The organism is Streptomyces sp. NC-S4, assembly GCF_054353315.1.
Genome location: NZ_CM135937.1, coordinates 6239050 through 6256358, shown reverse-complemented (window position 1 = coordinate 6256358; position 17309 = coordinate 6239050). Strand labels below are relative to the sequence as shown.

Sequence of the window (17309 nt, the reverse complement as noted above, 5' to 3'; positions counted from 1 at the left end):
GCGGGTCTTGTACGTTCTTGCGCGCGCCGGGGCGCCGGCCCCGCCGCCGGGAGGGGCCTTCAGAGGGCCCGCTCCCGGCGGTACGCGCCCGGCGGGACGCCCACGATCCGGGTGAAGTGCCGGTTCAGGTGCGGCTGGTCGGTGAAGCCCACCGTGACGGCCGCCTCCGCGGGCGCCGTGCCCGCGTCGAGGAGCCGGCGCGCCTGCCGGACGCGGGCGTCGGTGAGCCACGTGTGCGGCGGCATGCCGTACCGATCGCGGAAGGCCCGCAGCAGGGCGAAGGGGCTCGTGCCCAGCTCCGCGGCGAGCTGCTCCAGCGACGGCGGGTCGGCCATCCGCTCCTGCAGTACGGCCCGGGCCGCCGCGGCGTCGGCGCCGCCCGCGCCGCGGACGGTACGGGCGGGCAGCGGTCCGGCGTGCCGGGTCAGCATCCGCGCCACCACGCCGCGCAGCAGGGTGTCGGCGGCCAGCGCGTTCCCCGCCTCGGCGGCCCGGTGGATCTCGGTGATGGCCCGCGCGCCCTGGGGGTCGGCGACCATGTCGGTGGTGAAGCCGGGGGTGCCGCGCAGGGTGCCGAGGTCGTCGGCGACCTCGGCGATCAGCTCGCTGGAGGGGTAGAGCGTGGCGTACGCCCAGCCCTCGGGCGCGCCGGCGCGCGCGGTGTGCGGCACCTCGGGGTTGATCAGGACCACGCTGCCCGGCCCTGCGCGCACGACGTGGCCGGGGAGCCCGATCTCCTCGATGCCCCCGGTGACGGCCGCGATGACGTACCCGTCGTGCGCGTGGCGCGGGAAGGTGTGGCGCACGTAGTGGGCGCGCAGCAGATCGAGCCCCGGCAGTTCCGCGTACTGCCAGTGCCGTGCCCACTCCCGGCGGCCCCCGGCGCCCTCGTCCGTCCCCATCCCCCCATTCTGCGCCCCCGCACCGACTCACGTTTGCCCAGGTCCGGCCCGTTGTCAGTGGCGGGGTGCACGATGGGGGCATGGCAGGCGCTGCGCTCGACTCGTTCTCCCCCGCGACCCGCTCGTGGTTCACGGGGGCCTTCGTCACGCCCACCGACGCGCAGGAGGGCGCCTGGCGGGCGATCGGGGAGGGCTCGGACGTGCTGGTGGTGGCCCCCACCGGCTCCGGCAAGACCCTGGCCGCGTTCCTCGCCGCCCTCGACCGGCTCGCCTCGACCCCGCCGCCCGCCGAGTCGAAGAAGCGCTGCCGCGTGCTGTACGTATCGCCCCTGAAGGCCCTGGCCGTCGACGTGGAGCGCAATCTGCGCAGCCCGCTGACCGGGATCCGCCAGGAGTCGGTCCGCCTGGGCCTGCCCGAGCCCGACATCCGGGTCGGGATCCGCTCCGGCGACACCCCGCCCGCCGAACGGCGAGCGCTGGCCACCCGCCCGCCCGACATCCTCATCACCACGCCCGAGTCGCTGTTCCTGATGCTGACCTCGTCCGCCCGCGAGGCCCTGACGGGGATCGAGACGGTGATCCTGGACGAGGTGCACGCGGTCGCGGGGACCAAGCGCGGCGCCCATCTCGCCCTCTCCCTGGAGCGGCTGGACGAGCTGCTGCCCCGCCCGGCACGCCGGATCGGGCTGTCGGCGACCGTGCGGCCGGTGGACGAGGTGGCCCGGTACCTGGCGCCGCGCGGCAAGGTGGAGATCGTCCAGCCGCCGTCGGCCAAGGAGTTCGACCTGTCGGTGGTCGTCCCGGTCCAGGACATGGGCGAGTTGGGCGGCTCCCCCGCGACCGAGGGCAAGGAGGGCGGGGACAAGCCGTCGATCTGGCCGCACGTGGAGGAGCGGATCGCCGACCTGGTGCAGGCGCACCGCTCGACGATCGTGTTCGCCAACTCCCGCCGGCTCGCGGAGCGGCTGTGCAACCGGCTGAACGAGATCGCGTACGAGCGCGCCGTGGGCGAGAAGCTGCCCGAGCACGCGTCGCCGGCCGAGGTCATGGCCCAGTCGGGCGCCGCCCTGGGCGCCCCGCCGCTGCTGGCCCGCGCGCACCACGGCTCGGTGTCCAAGGAGCAGCGGGCGCTGGTGGAGGAGGACCTGAAGGCGGGCCGGCTGCCCGCCGTGGTCGCCACCTCCAGCCTGGAGCTGGGCATCGACATGGGCGCGGTGGACCTGGTGGTGCAGGTGGAATCGCCGCCCTCGGTGGCCTCCGGACTGCAGCGGGTGGGCCGGGCCGGGCACCAGGTGGGCGCGGTCTCCACCGGGGTCGTCTTCCCCAAGTACCGCGGCGACCTGGTGCAGGCGGCGGTGGTCACCGAGCGGATGCGCACAGGGGCCATCGAGTCGCTGCGGGTGCCGTCCAACCCCCTCGACGTACTGGCGCAGCAACTGGTCGCGATGGTCGCCATGGACACCTGGCAGCTGGACGACCTGCTCGCCCTGGTGCGGCGGGCGGCGCCCTTCGCGGCGCTGCCGGAGTCGGCCTTCACGGCGGTGCTGGACATGCTGGCCGGGCGCTATCCGTCGGACGCGTTCGCCGAGCTCCGGCCGCGCGTGGTGTGGGACCGGGTGGCGGGGACGGTCACGGGCCGGCCGGGTGCCCAGCGCCTCGCGGTCACCTCGGGCGGCACGATCCCGGACCGCGGTCTCTTCGGCGTCTTCCTGGCGGGCTCCGACCCGAAGAAGGGCGGCGGCCGGGTCGGGGAGCTCGACGAGGAGATGGTCTACGAGTCCCGCGTCGGGGACGTGTTCACGCTCGGCACCACCTCGTGGCGGATCGAGGACATCACCCGCGACCGGGTCCTGGTCACCCCCGCCCCCGGAGTGCCGGGCCGGCTGCCATTCTGGAAGGGCGACCAGCTCGGCCGTCCGCTGGAACTGGGCCGCGCGGTCGGCGCGTTCCTCCGAGAGCTGGGCGCTCTGAGCGACGAGGACGCCCGGCTGCGGCTGCTGGCGGCCGGCCTGGACGCCTGGGCCGCCGAGAACGTCCTGGCGTACCTCGCCGAACAGCGCGAGGCCTGCGGTCACGTCCCCGACGACCGGACCATCGTGGTCGAGCGGTTCCGCGACGAACTGGGCGACTGGCGGGTCGTGGTCCACTCCCCCTTCGGCGCGCAGGTGCACGCCCCTTGGGCGCTGGCACTGGGCGCCCGCCTCGCCGAGAAGTACGGCATGGACGCACAGGTGATGCACGCCGACGACGGGATCGTCCTGCGCCTGCCCGACCTGGACCTGCTCTCGATGGACCTGCTGGACCACGACCCGGCCGCCGCGCACGGGTTCGAGTTCGACGACGAGAAGGCCCCGCTGGGCGCGGCCGATGTCGCCTTCGACCACGGTGACATCAACCAGCTCGTCACCGACCAGGTCGGCGGCTCCGCGCTGTTCGCCTCCCGGTTCCGCGAGTGCGCGGCCCGCGCCCTGCTGCTGCCGCGCCGGAGCCCCGGCCGGCGCACCCCGCTGTGGCAGCAGCGTCAGCGCGCCTCCCAGCTGCTGCAGGTGGCCTCGGAGTTCGGCTCCTTCCCGATCGTGCTGGAAGCCGTACGGGAGTGCCTCCAGGACGTCTTCGACGTGCCCGGCCTGACCGAGCTGATGGGGGACATCGAGGCGCGCCGCGTCCGGCTGGTCGAGGTGACCACCCCCGAGCCCTCCCCCTTCGCCCGGTCGCTCCTCTTCGGGTACGTGGCCCAGTTCCTCTACGAGGGCGACTCGCCGCTGGCCGAGCGCAGGGCGGCCGCGCTCTCCCTGGACTCCAGACTGCTGGCCGAGCTGCTCGGCCAGGCGGAGCTGCGCGAACTCCTCGACGCGCAGGTGCTGGAGGAGCTGGAACGGGAGCTCCAGTGGCTCACGGAGGACCGGCGGGCCAAGGATCCCGAGTCGGTGGCCGACCTGCTGCGCCTGCTGGGCCCGCTGACGCAGGACCAGCTGACCGAGCGCGGGGCGGATCCGGCCTGGGCCCGGGAGCTCGCCGCGGCCCGCCGCGCCATCGCGGTCAGGATCGGCGGCGCGGACCACTGGGCGGCGATCGAGGACGCGGGCCGGCTGCGGGACGCACTGGGCACAGCACTGCCCGTCGGTGTCCCGGAGGCGTTCACCGAACCGGTCAAGGACCCGCTCGGGGACCTGCTGGCCCGGTACGCCCGCACCCACGGGCCCTTCACCACGGCTGCCGTCGCCGCCCGCTTCGGGCTGGGCGCGGCGGTGACCGAGGGCGCCCTGCACCGGCTGGCGGCGGCCGGCCGGGTGGTGCAGGGCGAGTTCCACCCGGCGGGCATCGGCCAGGAGTGGTGCGACGCGACGGTGCTGCGCCGGCTCCGCCGCCGTTCCCTGGCCGCGCTCCGCCAGGAGCTGGAACCGGTGCCGCCGACCTCGCTGGCCACCTTCCTCCCCCAGTGGCAGCACCTGGGCGGCGCCCTGCGCGGCCTCGACGGGCTGGCCCGGGCGGTGGAACAGCTCCAGGGCGCCCCTGTTCCGGCCTCCGCGCTGGAACGCCTGATCCTCCCGTCGCGGGTGAGCGGGTACTCCCCCGGCCTGCTGGACGAACTGACCACCGCGGGCGAGGTGGTGTGGGCGGGCGCCGGTGCCCTCCCGGGCAAGGACGGCTGGATCTCCCTCTACCTGGCGGAGGCGGCCCCGATGCTGCTGCCCCCGCCGCACCCGCTGGAGCAGAGCCCCCTCCACCAGGCGGTCCTGGCGTCGCTGGCGGGCGGGTACGGCCTGTTCTTCCGGCAGATCGCGCAGTCGATCCGCGGCGAGTTCCCCGAGGTGTCCGACGTCGCCCTCTCCGAGGCCGTATGGGATCTGGCCTGGTCGGGCCGGCTCACCAACGACACCCTGGCCCCGTTGCGCTCGCTGCTCGGTTCGGGCCGCACGGCCGGCTCGACGGCGCACCGGGCCCGGCGCACCGTCCCCCGCGGCCGGTACGGCACGCTCAGCGCGACCGTGTCCCGTACCGGCCCGCCCACGGTCTCCGGGCGCTGGTCCCTGCTGCCGGCCGCGGCTCCCGACCCGACGCACCGGGCCCACGCCCTGGCCCGCACCCTGCTGGACCGGCACGGGGTGGTCACCCGCGGGGCGGTCGCCGCGGAGGGGGTGGAGGGCGGCTTCAGCGCGGTGTACCGCGTCCTGTCGGCCTTCGAGGACAGCGGCCAGGCCCGCCGGGGCTATGTGGTCGAGGGGCTGGGCGCGGCCCAGTTCGCGATGGACGGCGCGGTGGACCGGCTGCGGGCCGCCGAGCGGACACCGCCCCCGCTGGCGGCGGTGGTACTGGCGGCCGCCGACCCGGCGAACGCCTACGGCGCGGCCCTGCCCTGGCCCGAGCCCCCGGCCGGGGCCACCCACAAGCCGGGCCGCAAGGCGGGCTCCCTGGTGGTCCTGGTGGACGGGGAGCTCGTGCTGTACCTGGAGCGGGGCGGCAAGACCCTGCTGGCCTGGCCCGCCGGGGAGGACCCCCGGCTCGCGGCGGCCACGGCCGCCCTCGCGGACGCTTCCCGCGCGGGCACGCTCCCGGCCCTCACGGTGGAACGGATCAACGCGGCGGCGGCCCTGACCTCGCCCCTGGGCCCGGTCCTGGAGGCGGCCGGCTTCCACGCCACGCCGAGGGGGTTGCGCCTGCGTTCCTGACGGCCGCACACGGTCCCGACTGTGCCGCTCGCGTCCTGAACATGTCACAAACCTGTCGTCGACCGCTTCTCGGCAGGCCGATCTGCTTATTGATCCTTTATCAAGGTGATCACAGGCATTGCATCGGCAATGCACATTCATGGGGGACGAGAAGAGTGAGCACCATCAGCATGCGCAACACCACCCTGGGCGCGGTCGGCCTGGCGGTCGTCGGCAGCCTGGTCCTGACCGGCTGCAAGAACGGCGACGAAGAGCTCCCGGCGCAGCCGTCCGCGTCCAGCCCCGCCGGCACCTCGCCCACCGCCGGCACTTCGGCCGCACCGTCGGCCGGAGGCAGCGCCGCCCCCGCCGGGGCCCCGGGCACGGCGAAGCCCGGCCAGGTCTTCAAGATCGGCGAGGCCGCCGAGATCCCGTACGACTACGGGGACTTCAAGGGCAGCCGGGTCGCCCTCACCGTCACCACGATCGAGCAGGGCACGCCCGCCGACCTGGAAGGGCTGAAGCTCGGCGACAAGGCGAACGGCAAGGTCCCGTACTACATCCGCTACACCGTCAAGAACATCGGCACCACGGACATGTCGTACGCTTCGGTCGGTCACGTCAGGGGCCTGCTCGGGGACGGCACCGAGGCGCAGAGCCTGGCGGTCATCGGCAAGTTCGAGAAGTGCAAGGAGGAGTCCATGCCGAAGGGCTTCGCCAACGGCCAGACCCAGACCAGCTGCGCGATAGCCCTGGCCCCGTCGGCCCAGGTGAAGGTCGCCGGCGCCGAGTACTGGGGCAACCCGTACAACGCGATGAGCAACAGCAAGGGCATCAGCTGGAAGTAGCCCCACCGCCGCCGCCCTGTCCCCCGGCCACCCGCCCGGGGGCGGGCCGCGAGCTCCGCGCCTCCCGCAGACCGGCCTCCGCCCGCCTCCGCCGAACCCGTCCGCGAACAAGCACCCGCCCCTGACCCGAGCCGCGGGTCCGCCTCCACGGCAGCCGACCGCGGGCGTCCGGTCCCGGCGGCAGCCCGCGCCGGGGCCCGGGAGCGCCTCACTCTCGCCCGTGCCCGGCGGGCCCCTCCCCGCGAACCCCGCGCGCAGGGCGCCCGGCGGACCACGAGCATGGCGGGGGCGGCAGAGCTGGCCCGGGCCGTTACGCACCGCCCGGCCCGAAGCGCCCCCCGAGGCCGCCCGCAGGGGTACCCGCCACGTCCCGGCCGGCCTGCGGAGACCCCCGTCCCGGATCGGGCCTGCCCGGCGGACCGCGAGCACGATGGGGGGACGGCAGAGCCGGGCCGTTACGCACCGCCCGGCCCAGAACGCCCCCCGAGGCCGCCCGCAGGGGTACCCGCCACGTCCCGGCCGGCCTGCGGACTCCCCCGGTCCGGATCGGGCCAGCCCGGCGGACCGCGAGCACGGCAGAGCCGGGCCTGCGCACCCCGCCCGGCCCCGGGCGCCCCCGGCAGCCGCTCGCGGGGGCCTGCCGCCGTCCCGGTCCCGGATCGGGGCGCCGCGGCCGACGGCCCCGCGCGGAGCGGAGGCGCCCGGGCCCGGCGGCAGGGGGCGCACAATGAAGCCATGCCCGAAGGCGACAGCGTCCGGCGCGTGGCGACCCGGCTCCACACCGCCCTCGCGGGCCGCGCACTCACCCGCAGCGACCTGCGCGTCCCCCGCTTCGCCACCGCCGACCTCACCGGCCGCGTCACCCTCGACGTCACCCCCCGCGGCAAACACCTCCTCGCCCGATTCGAGGGCGGCCTCACCCTGCACAGCCACCTCCGGATGGACGGCGCCTGGCACGTCTTCGCCCCCGGCGAGAAGTGGCGCGGCGGCCCCGCCCACGAGATCCGGGCCGTCCTCGGCACGGCCGACCACACCGCCGTCGGCTACCGCCTCCCCGTCCTGGAGCTGATCCGGACCGCCGAGGAGGACCGCGCCGTGGGCCACCTCGGCCCCGACCTCCTCGGCCCGGACTGGGATCCGGCCCTCGCCGCCGCGCACCTCCTCGCCGCCCCCGAGCGCCCCCTCGGCGAGGCCCTGCTCGATCAGCGCAACCTCGCCGGCATCGGCAACATCTACAAGGCCGAGCTCTGCTTCCTGGCCCAGGTCACCCCCTGGACCCCGGTCGGCGCGCTCCCCGAGTCCGCTCTGCCCCGGCTGGCCGCCGCCGCCCACCGGCTGCTGTCCGCGAACACCGGCGAGCGGCCGGGCCCGCGCAACACGACCGGCAGCCGCCGCCCCGGCCAGGACCTCTTCGTCTACGGCCGCGCGCACCGGCCCTGCCTGCGCTGCGGCACCCCCGTCCGCGAGGCTCCCCAGGACGGCCGCCCCACCTACTGGTGCCCCCGCTGCCAGCAGGGCCCGACACCCTGAGTGCCGCCCTCGGCCTCCCGGACCCGACCGGCCACACGGATTGACGGTCCGTCAGATCCGGTCGTACGGTCCCCGCATGCCCACACCCACAGCCCCGTACGGCCTCACCGGCCGCACCGCCCTGATCACCGGAGCCGCCAGCGGCATCGGCCGCGCCACCGCCGTCCTGCTCGCCGAGGCGGGTGCGCACGTGCACTGCGCGGACCGCGACGAAAAGGGCCTCGCCGAGACGGCCGCCCTCGTCGCCGAAGCCGGCGGCGTCGCCACCCTCCACCTCCTCGACGTCACCGACCGGGCCGCGATCCGGGCCGCCGTCACCGCCGCGGGCCCGCTCGACATCACGGCCGCCATCGCCGGGGTCATGCACACGAGCAGCGTCCTGGAGACCACCGACGAGGACCTCGACCGGATCCTGGACGTCAATTTCAAGGGGGTCCTGCGGACCTGCCAGGAGGCCGTCCGTTCCATGATCGCGGCGGGTCGTCCGGGCTCCGTCGTCACCATGGCCTCCGGGGCCGTGGACGCCGCCCAGCCCGGCCTGCTCTGCTACAGCGCCGCCAAGGCCGCCGTCGTCCAGCTGACCAAGACCCTCGCCACCGAATCGGGCCCGCACGGCATCCGGGTCAACGCCGTCGCCCCGGGCTGGATCCGTACCCCCATGACCGGCCGCCACGGCTCCGAGGCCCAGGAGCGGACCGAGGCGGCGATGGTCCGCATGTCCCCGCTGCGCCGGGTCGGCGAGCCCGAGGACATCGCCCGGGCGGTGCTCTACCTGGCCTCGGACGCCTCGTCCTTCATGACAGGTCAGATCCTTCGCCCGAACGGTGGGGTGTCCATGCCCTGGTAGCCCCGGTAGCCGCGGTACCCCCGCCGTCCGCCACCCGCCGCGCCCTGCGCACCGGACCCGGCACACAGTGCACCGGCAGCAGGCCCAGCCCCCAGCCGCCCACCGCCACCGCGCCCTCCACGGCCCCGGACTCGGCGGGCACCAGCACCAGCCGCAGCACGGCCCACCACCACAGTGCCCCCACCGTCAGTGCGAGGACCGACACCGCGGGTATGCGCAGCAACCGCCGCACGAAGGCCTCCCAGGGGCCGGAACCCGGACGGGCCCATCCTCCCGCACCCCCCGCGCCCCCGCACCCAGAACGGCCGGGAGCCCCGGCCGGTGCACCAGGCACCGGCCGGGGCTCCGGCCACGCTCAAACACGCACGTGCTCGCTCACGCGGCTACGACATTCACCGCTTCCGCAGGCGCCTTGATGGTCACCCGCTCCGGTCCACCCGTGACCGAAGCCATGGAGACCGAATTGAGCATCGGGCGGACCGGCACGCTGACCGGTTCGCTTGCCGCGGCCGACTGTGCCAGCTCGGCCAGCGACAGTTCGTCACTGACTTCGCGCATCAGCTCGGACATCCGTACGTCCAACGCGTCGCAGATCGCGGAGAGCAGCTCGGAGGATGCCTCCTTCTGCCCCCGCTCCACCTCGGAGAGATAGCCGAGCGAAACTCGGGCCGACGAGGAGACTTCGCGCAGAGTACGGCCCTGGCGCTGGCGCTGCCGACGCAGCACGTCACCCAGCAGGCGACGGAGCAGAATCATCGGTGGCTCCCTCCTCTGACCGTGTAGCCGCATCCTTCACGCCCCACCGTACCGCCTCGCGCCGCGGCCGTGCGGGGAGCGATGTCGTGTTCACTCAGGGCTGCAAACATCAAATCCCCCCGTTCTGTTCCGTATCCTGCCCCCGCGCATTCTCACGGAGTTGGTCCGAGAGAAGCCTGAGCACTGTGCGTGCACTCTCCCTACGAATTTCCGCGCGGGAGCCTTTCAACCTCAGACGGACCGTTTTCCTGCCCCCCGGACCGTCCACCGCGACGAAAACGGTGCCCACCGGCTGCCCGTCCTGCGGCTCCGGACCGGCCACCCCGGTGGTCGAGATCCCCCACGAAGCGCCCATCACGCGCCGTACTCCGGCCGCCATCTCCGCCGCGACCTGCGCGTTCACCGCGCCTTCGGCTTCGAGCAATCCCGCGTCCACCCCGAGGACCAGGTGCTTGATCTCCGTCGCGTACGCGGTGACCGAGCCGCGGAAGGACCTGGAGGCCCCGGGGACCGCCGTGAGCTCGGCGGCCACCATGCCTCCGGTCAGCGATTCCGCCACGGCGACGGTCTGGTCACTCTCCGCAAGCAGACGCAACGCATCCGCGGCCACTCCGGCCGCACCCACCGCTTCCGAAACGGCTTGCGCCGCCGGAAGATCCCCCGCCGCGTGGGTCACCGTGCGGCTCGCTCCGCAGCACGTTCCGCGGCCCGTTCCTCGGCGAGACCCTGGCGGCGCAGCACGATCGCCTGCCGGATGTAGTCCAAACCGGTGACGACGGTCAGCACGACGGCGATCGCCATCACCCAGAAGCGCATGGTCGCCAGCGCCCCGGTCAGCGCGAGGACGTACATGCCCACGGCCGTGCCCTGGGCCAGGGTCTTCAGCTTTCCGCCCCGGCTGGCCGGAATCACGCCGTAGCGGATGACCCAGAAGCGCAGCAGGGTGATGCCGAGCTCCCGTCCGAGGATCACCCCGGTCACCCACCAGGGGAGGTCACCGAGCCAGGAGAGGCAGATCAGCGCCGATCCCATGATCGCCTTGTCGGCGATGGGATCGGCGATCTTGCCGAAGTCCGTGACCAGGTTGTACGTCCGGGCCAGGTGCCCGTCGAAGATGTCCGTGATCATGGCGACGGCGAACGCGGCCCAGGCCCAGGCCCGCCAGGCCGGGTCGTAGCCGCCGTCGGCGAGGAGCAGGACGACGAAGCCCGGCACGAGCACGAGCCGGATCATCGTCAGAATGTTGGCGATGTTCCACAGGCTGGCCTGATTGACCGCCGCGGCCCCCAGCTTCGCGCCGGGTACCGGCCGACGGCCGGTCCCGCCCGCCGCAGATGCCGGGACTCCGGTCATCCTGCCGCCTCCTCAAGGTCCATGCCGAGGGGCTCGGCCACCAGGTCCACACCCAGGGTGCCGACCACCTTTGCCGTGACGATACGCCCGGGGACCAGGCCCGTGCTGTCCGTGAAGACCACCTGGCCGTCCGTTTCGGGCGCCTGGTGCGCGGCGCGCCCGTAGGCGCCCTCGCCGTCCTCGTCGACCGTTTCCACGGTCTCGACGAGCACCTCGAGGGTCTCCCCGATGCGCTCCTCGGCACGCTGCGAGGTGAGCTCCTCGGCGAGCCTCTGCATGTGCGCGAGCCGCTCGGCGATGGTGTCCTCGTCCAGCTTGTTCTCGTAGGTGACGGCCTCGGTGCCGTCCTCGTCGGAGTAGCCGAAGACGCCGATGGCGTCGAGGCGGGCGTGGGTGAGGAAACGCTCCAGCTCGGCGAAGTCCGATTCCTTCTCGCCGGGGAAGCCGACGATGAAGTTGGAGCGGACGCCGGCCGTCGGGGCCTTGGAGCGGATGGTGTCCAGCAGCTCCAGGAAGCGGTCGGTGTCACCGAAGCGGCGCATGGCGCGCAGAACGTCCGGGGCCGAGTGCTGGAAGGACAGGTCGAAGTACGGCACGACCTTGGGGGTCGAGGTGAGTACGTCGATCAGGCCGGGCCGCATCTCGGCCGGCTGGAGGTAGCTGACGCGGACGCGCTCGATGCCGTCCACCTCGGCCAGCTCCGGCAGCAGGGTCTCCAGCAGCCGGATGTCGCCGAGGTCCTTGCCGTACGAGGTGTTGTTCTCGGAGACCAGCATGATCTCCTTGACGCCCTGCTCGGCCAGCCAGCGGGTCTCGCCCAGCACGTCGCTGGGACGGCGGGAGATGAAGGAGCCGCGGAAGGACGGGATGGCGCAGAAGGAGCAGCGGCGGTCGCAGCCGGAGGCCAGCTTGACCGAGGCGACCGGGCTCTTGTCCAGGCGGCGGCGCAGGGGCGCCCGCGGACCGGAGGCGGGCGCGAGCCCCTCCGGGAGGTCGGCGGGGGCCTCGGCCGGCTCCTCGGCGGGCGCCGACTGGGCGTGGCCCGGCAGGGAGACCTCGGCGGCCTGGCGCGCGGCCGGGCTGATCGGCAGCAGCTTGCGCCGGTCGCGCGGGGTGTGGGAGGCGTGGATGCCACCGTTGAGGATGGTCTGGAGGCGGTCGGAGATGTCGGCGTAGTCGTCGAAACCGAGGACTCCGTCGGCCTCGGGGAGCGCTTCGGCGAGTTCCTTGCCGTAGCGCTCGGCCATACAGCCGACGGCGACGACGGCCTGGGTCTTGCCGTGATCCTTGAGATCGTTGGCTTCCAGGAGGGCGTCTACGGAGTCCTTCTTGGCGGCTTCGACGAAGCCGCAGGTGTTGACGACGGCTACGTCCGCATCGGCGGCGTCCTCGACGAGCTCCCAGCCATCCGCCGCCAAGCGGCCTGCGAGCTCCTCCGAGTCCACCTCGTTACGGGCGCAGCCAAGAGTGACAAGGGCGACGGTACGGCGTTCGGGCATGGACTCAAGACTACTTCGTCCCGGCGTCGGCCCCTGCCGCAAGTCCCCGTACAGCAAGATCCCCGGGGTGCGGCGCAGCACCCCGGGGATCCGGATTCAAGCCTTCCGCCCTAGGGCGGTCCCGCGTCAGCCCGCCTGGGGCTGGTCCTGGGCGGGGTCGGCCTTCGTGTATTTCAGACGCTCCACCTGACCCGACTGGAAGTCGTCCTTGATCTCCTTGCCGTTCACGAAGAGCTTCACGGCCCCGGCGTCGCCGAGCACGAGGTCGACGGACTCCTTGTCCGTGAAGGTCTTGGACTCACCCTGAGTGAGGGTGCCGTCGAAGAGCAGCCGTCCGGTGGAGTCCTTCGCGGAGATCCAGCTCTCGCCCGTGTCGGCCGTCAGAACCACGGTGACGAGGTCCTTGGGCGCGGCGGCGATCGCACTGTCCGAGGGCTCCGGCTTGGGCGTCTGCGGGGTCTGCGGGGGCTGGGCGACCGGCTGGGCGCCGGTCTGCTTGGGCGCGGGCTTGGGGGAGGCGGAACCTTCCGCCACGGGGCGCTTGTCCTTCTCGTCGCCACCGCTGAAGGCGGTGAAGCCCACGAAGCCGATCACGGCGACGATGGCGGCGACCATGGCAGCGGTCCAGTTGGGCCGCTGCCGCTCGGGGCGGATCCGCTCGGCCTCGAACATGGGCGCGGCGGGCGTGGGTGCCGGCCGGCCGCCGTGGGCCGCGTCGTAGCTCTCGACCAGGGGTGCCGGATCGAGGCCCACGGCGCGGGCGAGCGTACGGATGTGACCGCGGGCGTAGACGTCGCCGCCGCACCGCGTGAAGTCGTCCTCTTCGATCGCGTGCACGATCGGGATGCGCACACGGGTGGTGGAACTGACCTCGTCTACGGTGAGCCCGGCGGCGATCCGGGCCTTCTTGAGGGCCGTCCCGATGGACGGGCCTTCGACGGGACGTTCGACGATGCGGTCCTCGGACCGGTCGTCGGTCGAAGGCCGCTCTTCTTCGGGGGAGTTGGAGTTGCCGATGGACACGTGGGCGCCTTTCGAGCGTGTAGCCACCTGCTGGAAGTCCAGTCTAGGGGGGTGACGAAAGGGTGGGGCAACCGGAGGGTGCACTCCCTACGCCATCCGAATGGCGAAGGGAGGTCATGCTCAGGTGCGGCGGCCCGGCGCTGTGAGCGGGCTCGTGCGCCTACCGCCACCTCTCTTCAACTTGACGCGGGCCCAAGGGAAACGGTTGCCCGCGATTTCATTACGGATGGGCCTCGCCCCGGATCACGGCGAGCACCGCGTCCAGGTCGTCGGCCTTCAGCAGGACGTCGCGCGCCTTCGAGCCCTCGCTCGGGCCGACGATGCCCCGCGACTCCATCAGGTCCATGAGCCGCCCGGCCTTCGCGAAGCCGACCCGCAGCTTGCGCTGGAGCATCGAGGTCGACCCGAACTGCGTGGAGACGACCAGCTCCGCCGCCTGGCACAGCAGGTCCAGGTCGTCACCGATGTCCTCGTCGATCTCCTTCTTCTGCTTCTGCCCGACGGTGACGTCGTCCCGGAAGACGGGCGCCATCTGGTCCTTGCAGTGCTGGACGATCCCGGCGATCTCGTCCTCGGTGACGAAGGCGCCCTGGAGGCGGACCGGCTTGTTGGCGCCCATCGGCAGGAACAGCCCGTCGCCCTTGCCGATCAGCTTCTCGGCTCCCGGCTGGTCGAGGATGACCCGGCTGTCGGCGAGCGAGGAGGTGGCGAAGGCCAGGCGCGAGGGCACGTTCGCCTTGATCAGGCCGGTGACCACGTCCACCGACGGCCGCTGGGTGGCGAGCACCAGGTGGATGCCGGCCGCGCGGGCCAGCTGCGTGATGCGGACGATCGAGTCCTCGACGTCGCGCGGGGCCACCATCATCAGGTCGGCGAGCTCGTCGACGATCACCAGCAGGTACGGGTACGGACTGAGCTCCCGCTCGCTGCCCGGCGGCAGTTTGATCTTGCCGTCCCGGATGGCCCGGTTGAAGTCGTCGATGTGCCGGTAGCCGAAGGCCGCCAGGTCGTCGTAGCGGAGGTCCATCTCGCGCACGACCCACTGGAGCGCCTCGGCGGCCCGCTTGGGGTTGGTGATGATCGGCGTGATCAGGTGCGGGATGCCCTCGTACGCCGTCAGTTCCACCCGCTTGGGGTCGACGAGCACCATCCGGACGTCCTCCGGAGTGGCCCGGACCATGATCGAGGTGATCAGGCAGTTGATGCAGGAGGACTTGCCGGAGCCGGTGGCGCCCGCGACCAGCACGTGCGGCATCTTGGCGAGGTTGGCCATCACGTAGCCGCCCTCGACGTCCTTGCCGAGCGCCACCAGCATCGGGTGGTCGTCCTCGGCCGCGTCCGCGAGGCGCAGCACGTCACCGAGGTTGACCATCTCGCGGTCGGTGTTGGGGATCTCGATGCCCACCGCGGACTTGCCCGGGATCGGGCTGATGATCCGGACGTCCGGCGAGGCCACGGCGTAGGCGATGTTCTTGGTCAGGGCGGTGATCCGCTCGACCTTGACCGCGGCGCCCAGAGTGACCTCGTACCGGGTGACGGTCGGACCCCGGGTGAAGCCGGTGACGTCCGCGTCGACCTTGAACTCGGTGAACACGTTGCGCAGCGAGGCGACCACCGCGTCGTTGGCGGCGCTGCGCGTCTTGCCGGGCCCGCCCTTCTCCAGCAGGTCGAGCGAGGGCAGCGCATACGTGATGTCCCCGCGCAGCTGGAGCTGCTCGGCACGCGGCGGCAGGGCCTGGGCCTGCGGCGGGGCCTTGGTCAGGTCGGGCACCGACAGCGTCCCGGAGGCCGCGGCAGTGGTGGCGTACGGCTGCCCGGCGGCGGGTTCGGAGGCGCTCTGCGGCGTGCTGTCCGGTACGGGACGCTCCGCGCGCGCGGTCGGCACCGGAGCGGTGGGCTCCGCGCCCTCCCGCTCCACGGTGATCCCCTGCGTGAGGTCGGCGACGAGCGGGGAGGGCGGCATTCCGCCGTAGACCACCCCGTCCAGCGCGGCGGCGGCCGCAGCGGCCACGTCCACGGCGTCCATGCCCCGCTCCGCGGCGGGCCGGGCCGGGGTCCTGCGCGGCCTGCGCCGCCGGGCGAGCGCCTCCTCTTCGGCCTCGTCCGCCGGGTCGCCGGAGCCCTCACCGGCTCCGCCGCGGGCCCGCCACTGCTCCGGGTCGTGCCGCTCGCCGACGGCGCCCGCGTCCTCGCCGTAGCCCTCGTCGTACTCGTTCGGGGCGATGATCCCGAGCCGGATTCCGAGCCTGCGCAGCCGCTGCGGGATCGCGTTGACCGGGGTCGCCGTGACCACGAGCAGCCCGAAGATCGTGAGCAGCACCAGCATCGGCACGGCCAGCGGCGCGCCCATGGTGAAGATCAGCGGCTTGGAGGCGCCCCAGCCGATGAGGCCGCCCGCGTTCTGCATCGCGGTGGTGCCCTCGTCCCGGCCGGGCGCCCCGCAGGCGATGTGGACCAGGCCCAGGATCCCGATGACGAGGGCGGACAGCCCGATGCCGATGCGGCCGTTGGCATCGGTCTGCTCGGGATGGCGGATGAACCGCACCGCCATGACGCCGAGCAGGATCGGCACCAGCAGGTCCAGCCGGCCGAAGAGGCCGGTGATCAGCATCGTGACCAGATCCCCGACGGGACCGCTCAGGTTCGACCAGGTACCGGCGGCGACGATCAGCGCGAGGGCGAGCAGCAGCAGCGCCACCCCGTCCTTGCGGTGCGCGGGGTCGAGGTTCCTGGCCCCCTGGCCGATCCCGCGGAAGACGGCGCCGACCGCGTGCGCGCAGCCCAGCCAGACGGCGCGCACCAGCCGCACCACGCCCCCGGTCGGGGAGGGCGCGGGCTTGGGCGCGACCTTCTTGACCGGGGCGCGCCTGGCGGCCGCGGCCTTCTTCGCCGGGGGCTTGCGCGCGGGCGCGGCCTTCTTGGCCGGCGCCGTCGTACGGCCGGTGCGGCCCTTCGCGGTGCCCGCGGTGCTCTGGGAACCCTTACCGGACGTACGTGACATGGGGCCGAGGTTACCGGTGCGCGCGCCGGTGGACACGCGTGCCCACCCCTTCACCCGTTCGTGTCGTCAGCTCCGTAGACGCTTTGACGCACCACCAGTCCCGACCCGCACACGGTCAGTTCTGCGCGGGCAGGACCGAAGCCCCTCCTGCGGTTCCGGGCTCCAGCGCGTCGAGTGCCCTGCGCAGCCCGGTGAGTTTGCGCTCCAGGTGGGCCGCGGTCGCCACCACGCCGGCGTCGGCCGCGTCCTCGCCGAGCTGCTTGGTCAGCGCCTCGGCCTGCTCCTCGACCGCCGCGAGCCGGGCGGAGAGCTCGGCCAGCAGTCCGGCCGTCTCCTTGCCCGCGTCCACGCCGTTGGAGCTGCCGCCCTCCAGCTGGAGCCTGAGCAGGGCCGCCTGCTCCCGCAGTTGGCAGTTCTTCGTGTACAGCTCCACGAAGACCGAGACCTTGGCCCGCAGCACCCACGGGTCGAAGGGCTTGGAGATGTAGTCGACCGCACCCGCTGCGTAGCCGCGGAACGTGTGGTGCGGACCGTGGTTGATCGCGGTGAGGAAGATGATCGGGATGTCCCGGGTCCGTTCCCGCCGCTTGATGTGCGCGGCCGTTTCGAATCCGTCCATGCCAGGCATCTGGACATCCAGCAGGATGACCGCGAAATCGTCCGTCAGCAGCGCTTTGAGCGCTTCCTCCCCCGACGACGCCCGGACCAGTGTCTGATCGAGCGCGGAGAGGATGGCCTCCAGCGCCAGCAGATTCTCCGGCCGGTCGTCGACCAGGAGGATCTTGGCCTTCTGCACCATGCCCTGTCCTCCTCGCCCCGGCATGGGGCCTCCCCGGCTCCGGGCCCCGGCCCGTGCGCCGGACCCCGCCCCAGAGGACGGCATCCTTGCGCCGTCCGTCCT

General features: G+C 73.3%; 12 protein-coding genes. 4 read left to right on the top strand and 8 right to left on the bottom strand.

The window, feature by feature from the left end:
- Positions 1-59: 59 nt before the first annotated feature.
- The gene (locus ACXNSR_RS28295) at positions 60-902 is read right to left on the bottom strand and encodes an AraC family transcriptional regulator (protein ID WP_458638187.1); all 843 of its coding nucleotides are present in this window, start codon (positions 900-902) and stop codon (positions 60-62) included.
- 80 nt (positions 903-982) lie between these two features.
- Here ACXNSR_RS28295 and ACXNSR_RS28290 point away from each other — a divergent pair, with 80 nt between their 5' ends.
- The 4 genes from ACXNSR_RS28290 (at position 983) to ACXNSR_RS28275 (ending at position 8776) form a co-directional block, all read left to right on the top strand.
- Positions 983-5572, top strand: coding sequence for an ATP-dependent helicase (locus tag ACXNSR_RS28290; RefSeq protein ID WP_458638186.1), 4590 nt, complete (start codon positions 983-985; stop codon positions 5570-5572).
- Positions 5573-5727: 155 nt separating this feature from the next.
- Complete coding sequence (locus ACXNSR_RS28285) at positions 5728-6399, top strand: hypothetical protein (RefSeq protein ID WP_458638185.1); 672 nt, start codon at positions 5728-5730, stop codon at positions 6397-6399.
- A gap of 735 nt (positions 6400-7134) precedes the next feature.
- Positions 7135-7929 (top strand): Fpg/Nei family DNA glycosylase, encoded by a 795-nt coding sequence (locus tag ACXNSR_RS28280; protein ID WP_458638184.1) that lies wholly within the window; start codon positions 7135-7137, stop codon positions 7927-7929.
- 76 nt (positions 7930-8005) lie between these two features.
- Positions 8006-8776, top strand: a complete 771-nt coding sequence (locus ACXNSR_RS28275) for an SDR family NAD(P)-dependent oxidoreductase (RefSeq protein WP_458638183.1) — start codon at positions 8006-8008, stop codon at positions 8774-8776.
- Between the two features lie 375 nt (positions 8777-9151).
- On the opposite strand, the gene ACXNSR_RS28270 is transcribed toward ACXNSR_RS28275, so the two are convergent.
- From ACXNSR_RS28270 to ACXNSR_RS28240, 7 genes are all read right to left on the bottom strand, one after another.
- Positions 9152-9532 (bottom strand): helix-turn-helix domain-containing protein, encoded by a 381-nt coding sequence (locus ACXNSR_RS28270; RefSeq protein ID WP_030012484.1) that lies wholly within the window; start codon positions 9530-9532, stop codon positions 9152-9154.
- A 109-nt stretch (positions 9533-9641) separates the two neighbouring features.
- The gene (locus tag ACXNSR_RS28265) at positions 9642-10157 is read right to left on the bottom strand and encodes a CinA family protein (protein ID WP_458643416.1); all 516 of its coding nucleotides are present in this window, start codon (positions 10155-10157) and stop codon (positions 9642-9644) included.
- Positions 10158-10204: 47 nt separating this feature from the next.
- Positions 10205-10885 (bottom strand): CDP-diacylglycerol--glycerol-3-phosphate 3-phosphatidyltransferase, encoded by a 681-nt coding sequence (gene pgsA / locus ACXNSR_RS28260; RefSeq protein ID WP_458638182.1) that lies wholly within the window; start codon positions 10883-10885, stop codon positions 10205-10207.
- A complete protein-coding gene (rimO, locus tag ACXNSR_RS28255; protein WP_458638181.1) occupies positions 10882-12384 on the bottom strand; it encodes a 30S ribosomal protein S12 methylthiotransferase RimO in 1503 nt (500 codons plus the stop codon). Before rimO ends, pgsA begins: the two co-directional genes overlap by 4 nt.
- Before the next feature lie 126 nt (positions 12385-12510).
- On the bottom strand, positions 12511-13407 hold the full coding sequence (locus ACXNSR_RS28250) for a helix-turn-helix domain-containing protein (RefSeq protein ID WP_458638180.1): 897 nt from the start codon (positions 13405-13407) through the stop codon (positions 12511-12513).
- Positions 13408-13627: 220 nt separating this feature from the next.
- Positions 13628-16408, bottom strand: coding sequence for an FtsK/SpoIIIE family DNA translocase (locus ACXNSR_RS28245; RefSeq protein ID WP_458638179.1), 2781 nt, complete (start codon positions 16406-16408; stop codon positions 13628-13630).
- Positions 16409-16523: 115 nt separating this feature from the next.
- Positions 16524-17207 carry a response regulator gene (locus ACXNSR_RS28240; protein ID WP_266605578.1) on the bottom strand — a complete coding sequence of 228 codons (684 nt, stop codon included), beginning with the start codon at positions 17205-17207 and terminating at the stop codon, positions 16524-16526.
- Positions 17208-17309 lie beyond the last annotated feature (102 nt).

Excerpts from the sequence above, each read along its gene's own strand:
- ACXNSR_RS28275 (WP_458638183.1), top strand. The coding sequence starts at position 8,006 with ATGCCCACACCCACAGCCCCGTACGGCCTCACCGGCCGCACCGCCCTG.
- ACXNSR_RS28290 (WP_458638186.1), top strand. The coding sequence starts at position 983 with ATGGCAGGCGCTGCGCTCGACTCGTTCTCCCCCGCGACCCGCTCGTGG.
- rimO (WP_458638181.1), bottom strand. The coding sequence starts at position 12,384 with ATGCCCGAACGCCGTACCGTCGCCCTTGTCACTCTTGGCTGCGCCCGT.
- ACXNSR_RS28240 (WP_266605578.1), bottom strand. The coding sequence starts at position 17,207 with ATGGTGCAGAAGGCCAAGATCCTCCTGGTCGACGACCGGCCGGAGAAT.
- pgsA (WP_458638182.1), bottom strand. The coding sequence starts at position 10,885 with ATGACCGGAGTCCCGGCATCTGCGGCGGGCGGGACCGGCCGTCGGCCG.
- ACXNSR_RS28280 (WP_458638184.1), top strand. The coding sequence starts at position 7,135 with ATGCCCGAAGGCGACAGCGTCCGGCGCGTGGCGACCCGGCTCCACACC.
- ACXNSR_RS28245 (WP_458638179.1), bottom strand. The coding sequence starts at position 16,408 with ATGTCACGTACGTCCGGTAAGGGTTCCCAGAGCACCGCGGGCACCGCG.
- ACXNSR_RS28295 (WP_458638187.1), bottom strand. The coding sequence starts at position 902 with ATGGGGACGGACGAGGGCGCCGGGGGCCGCCGGGAGTGGGCACGGCAC.
- ACXNSR_RS28270 (WP_030012484.1), bottom strand. The coding sequence starts at position 9,532 with ATGATTCTGCTCCGTCGCCTGCTGGGTGACGTGCTGCGTCGGCAGCGC.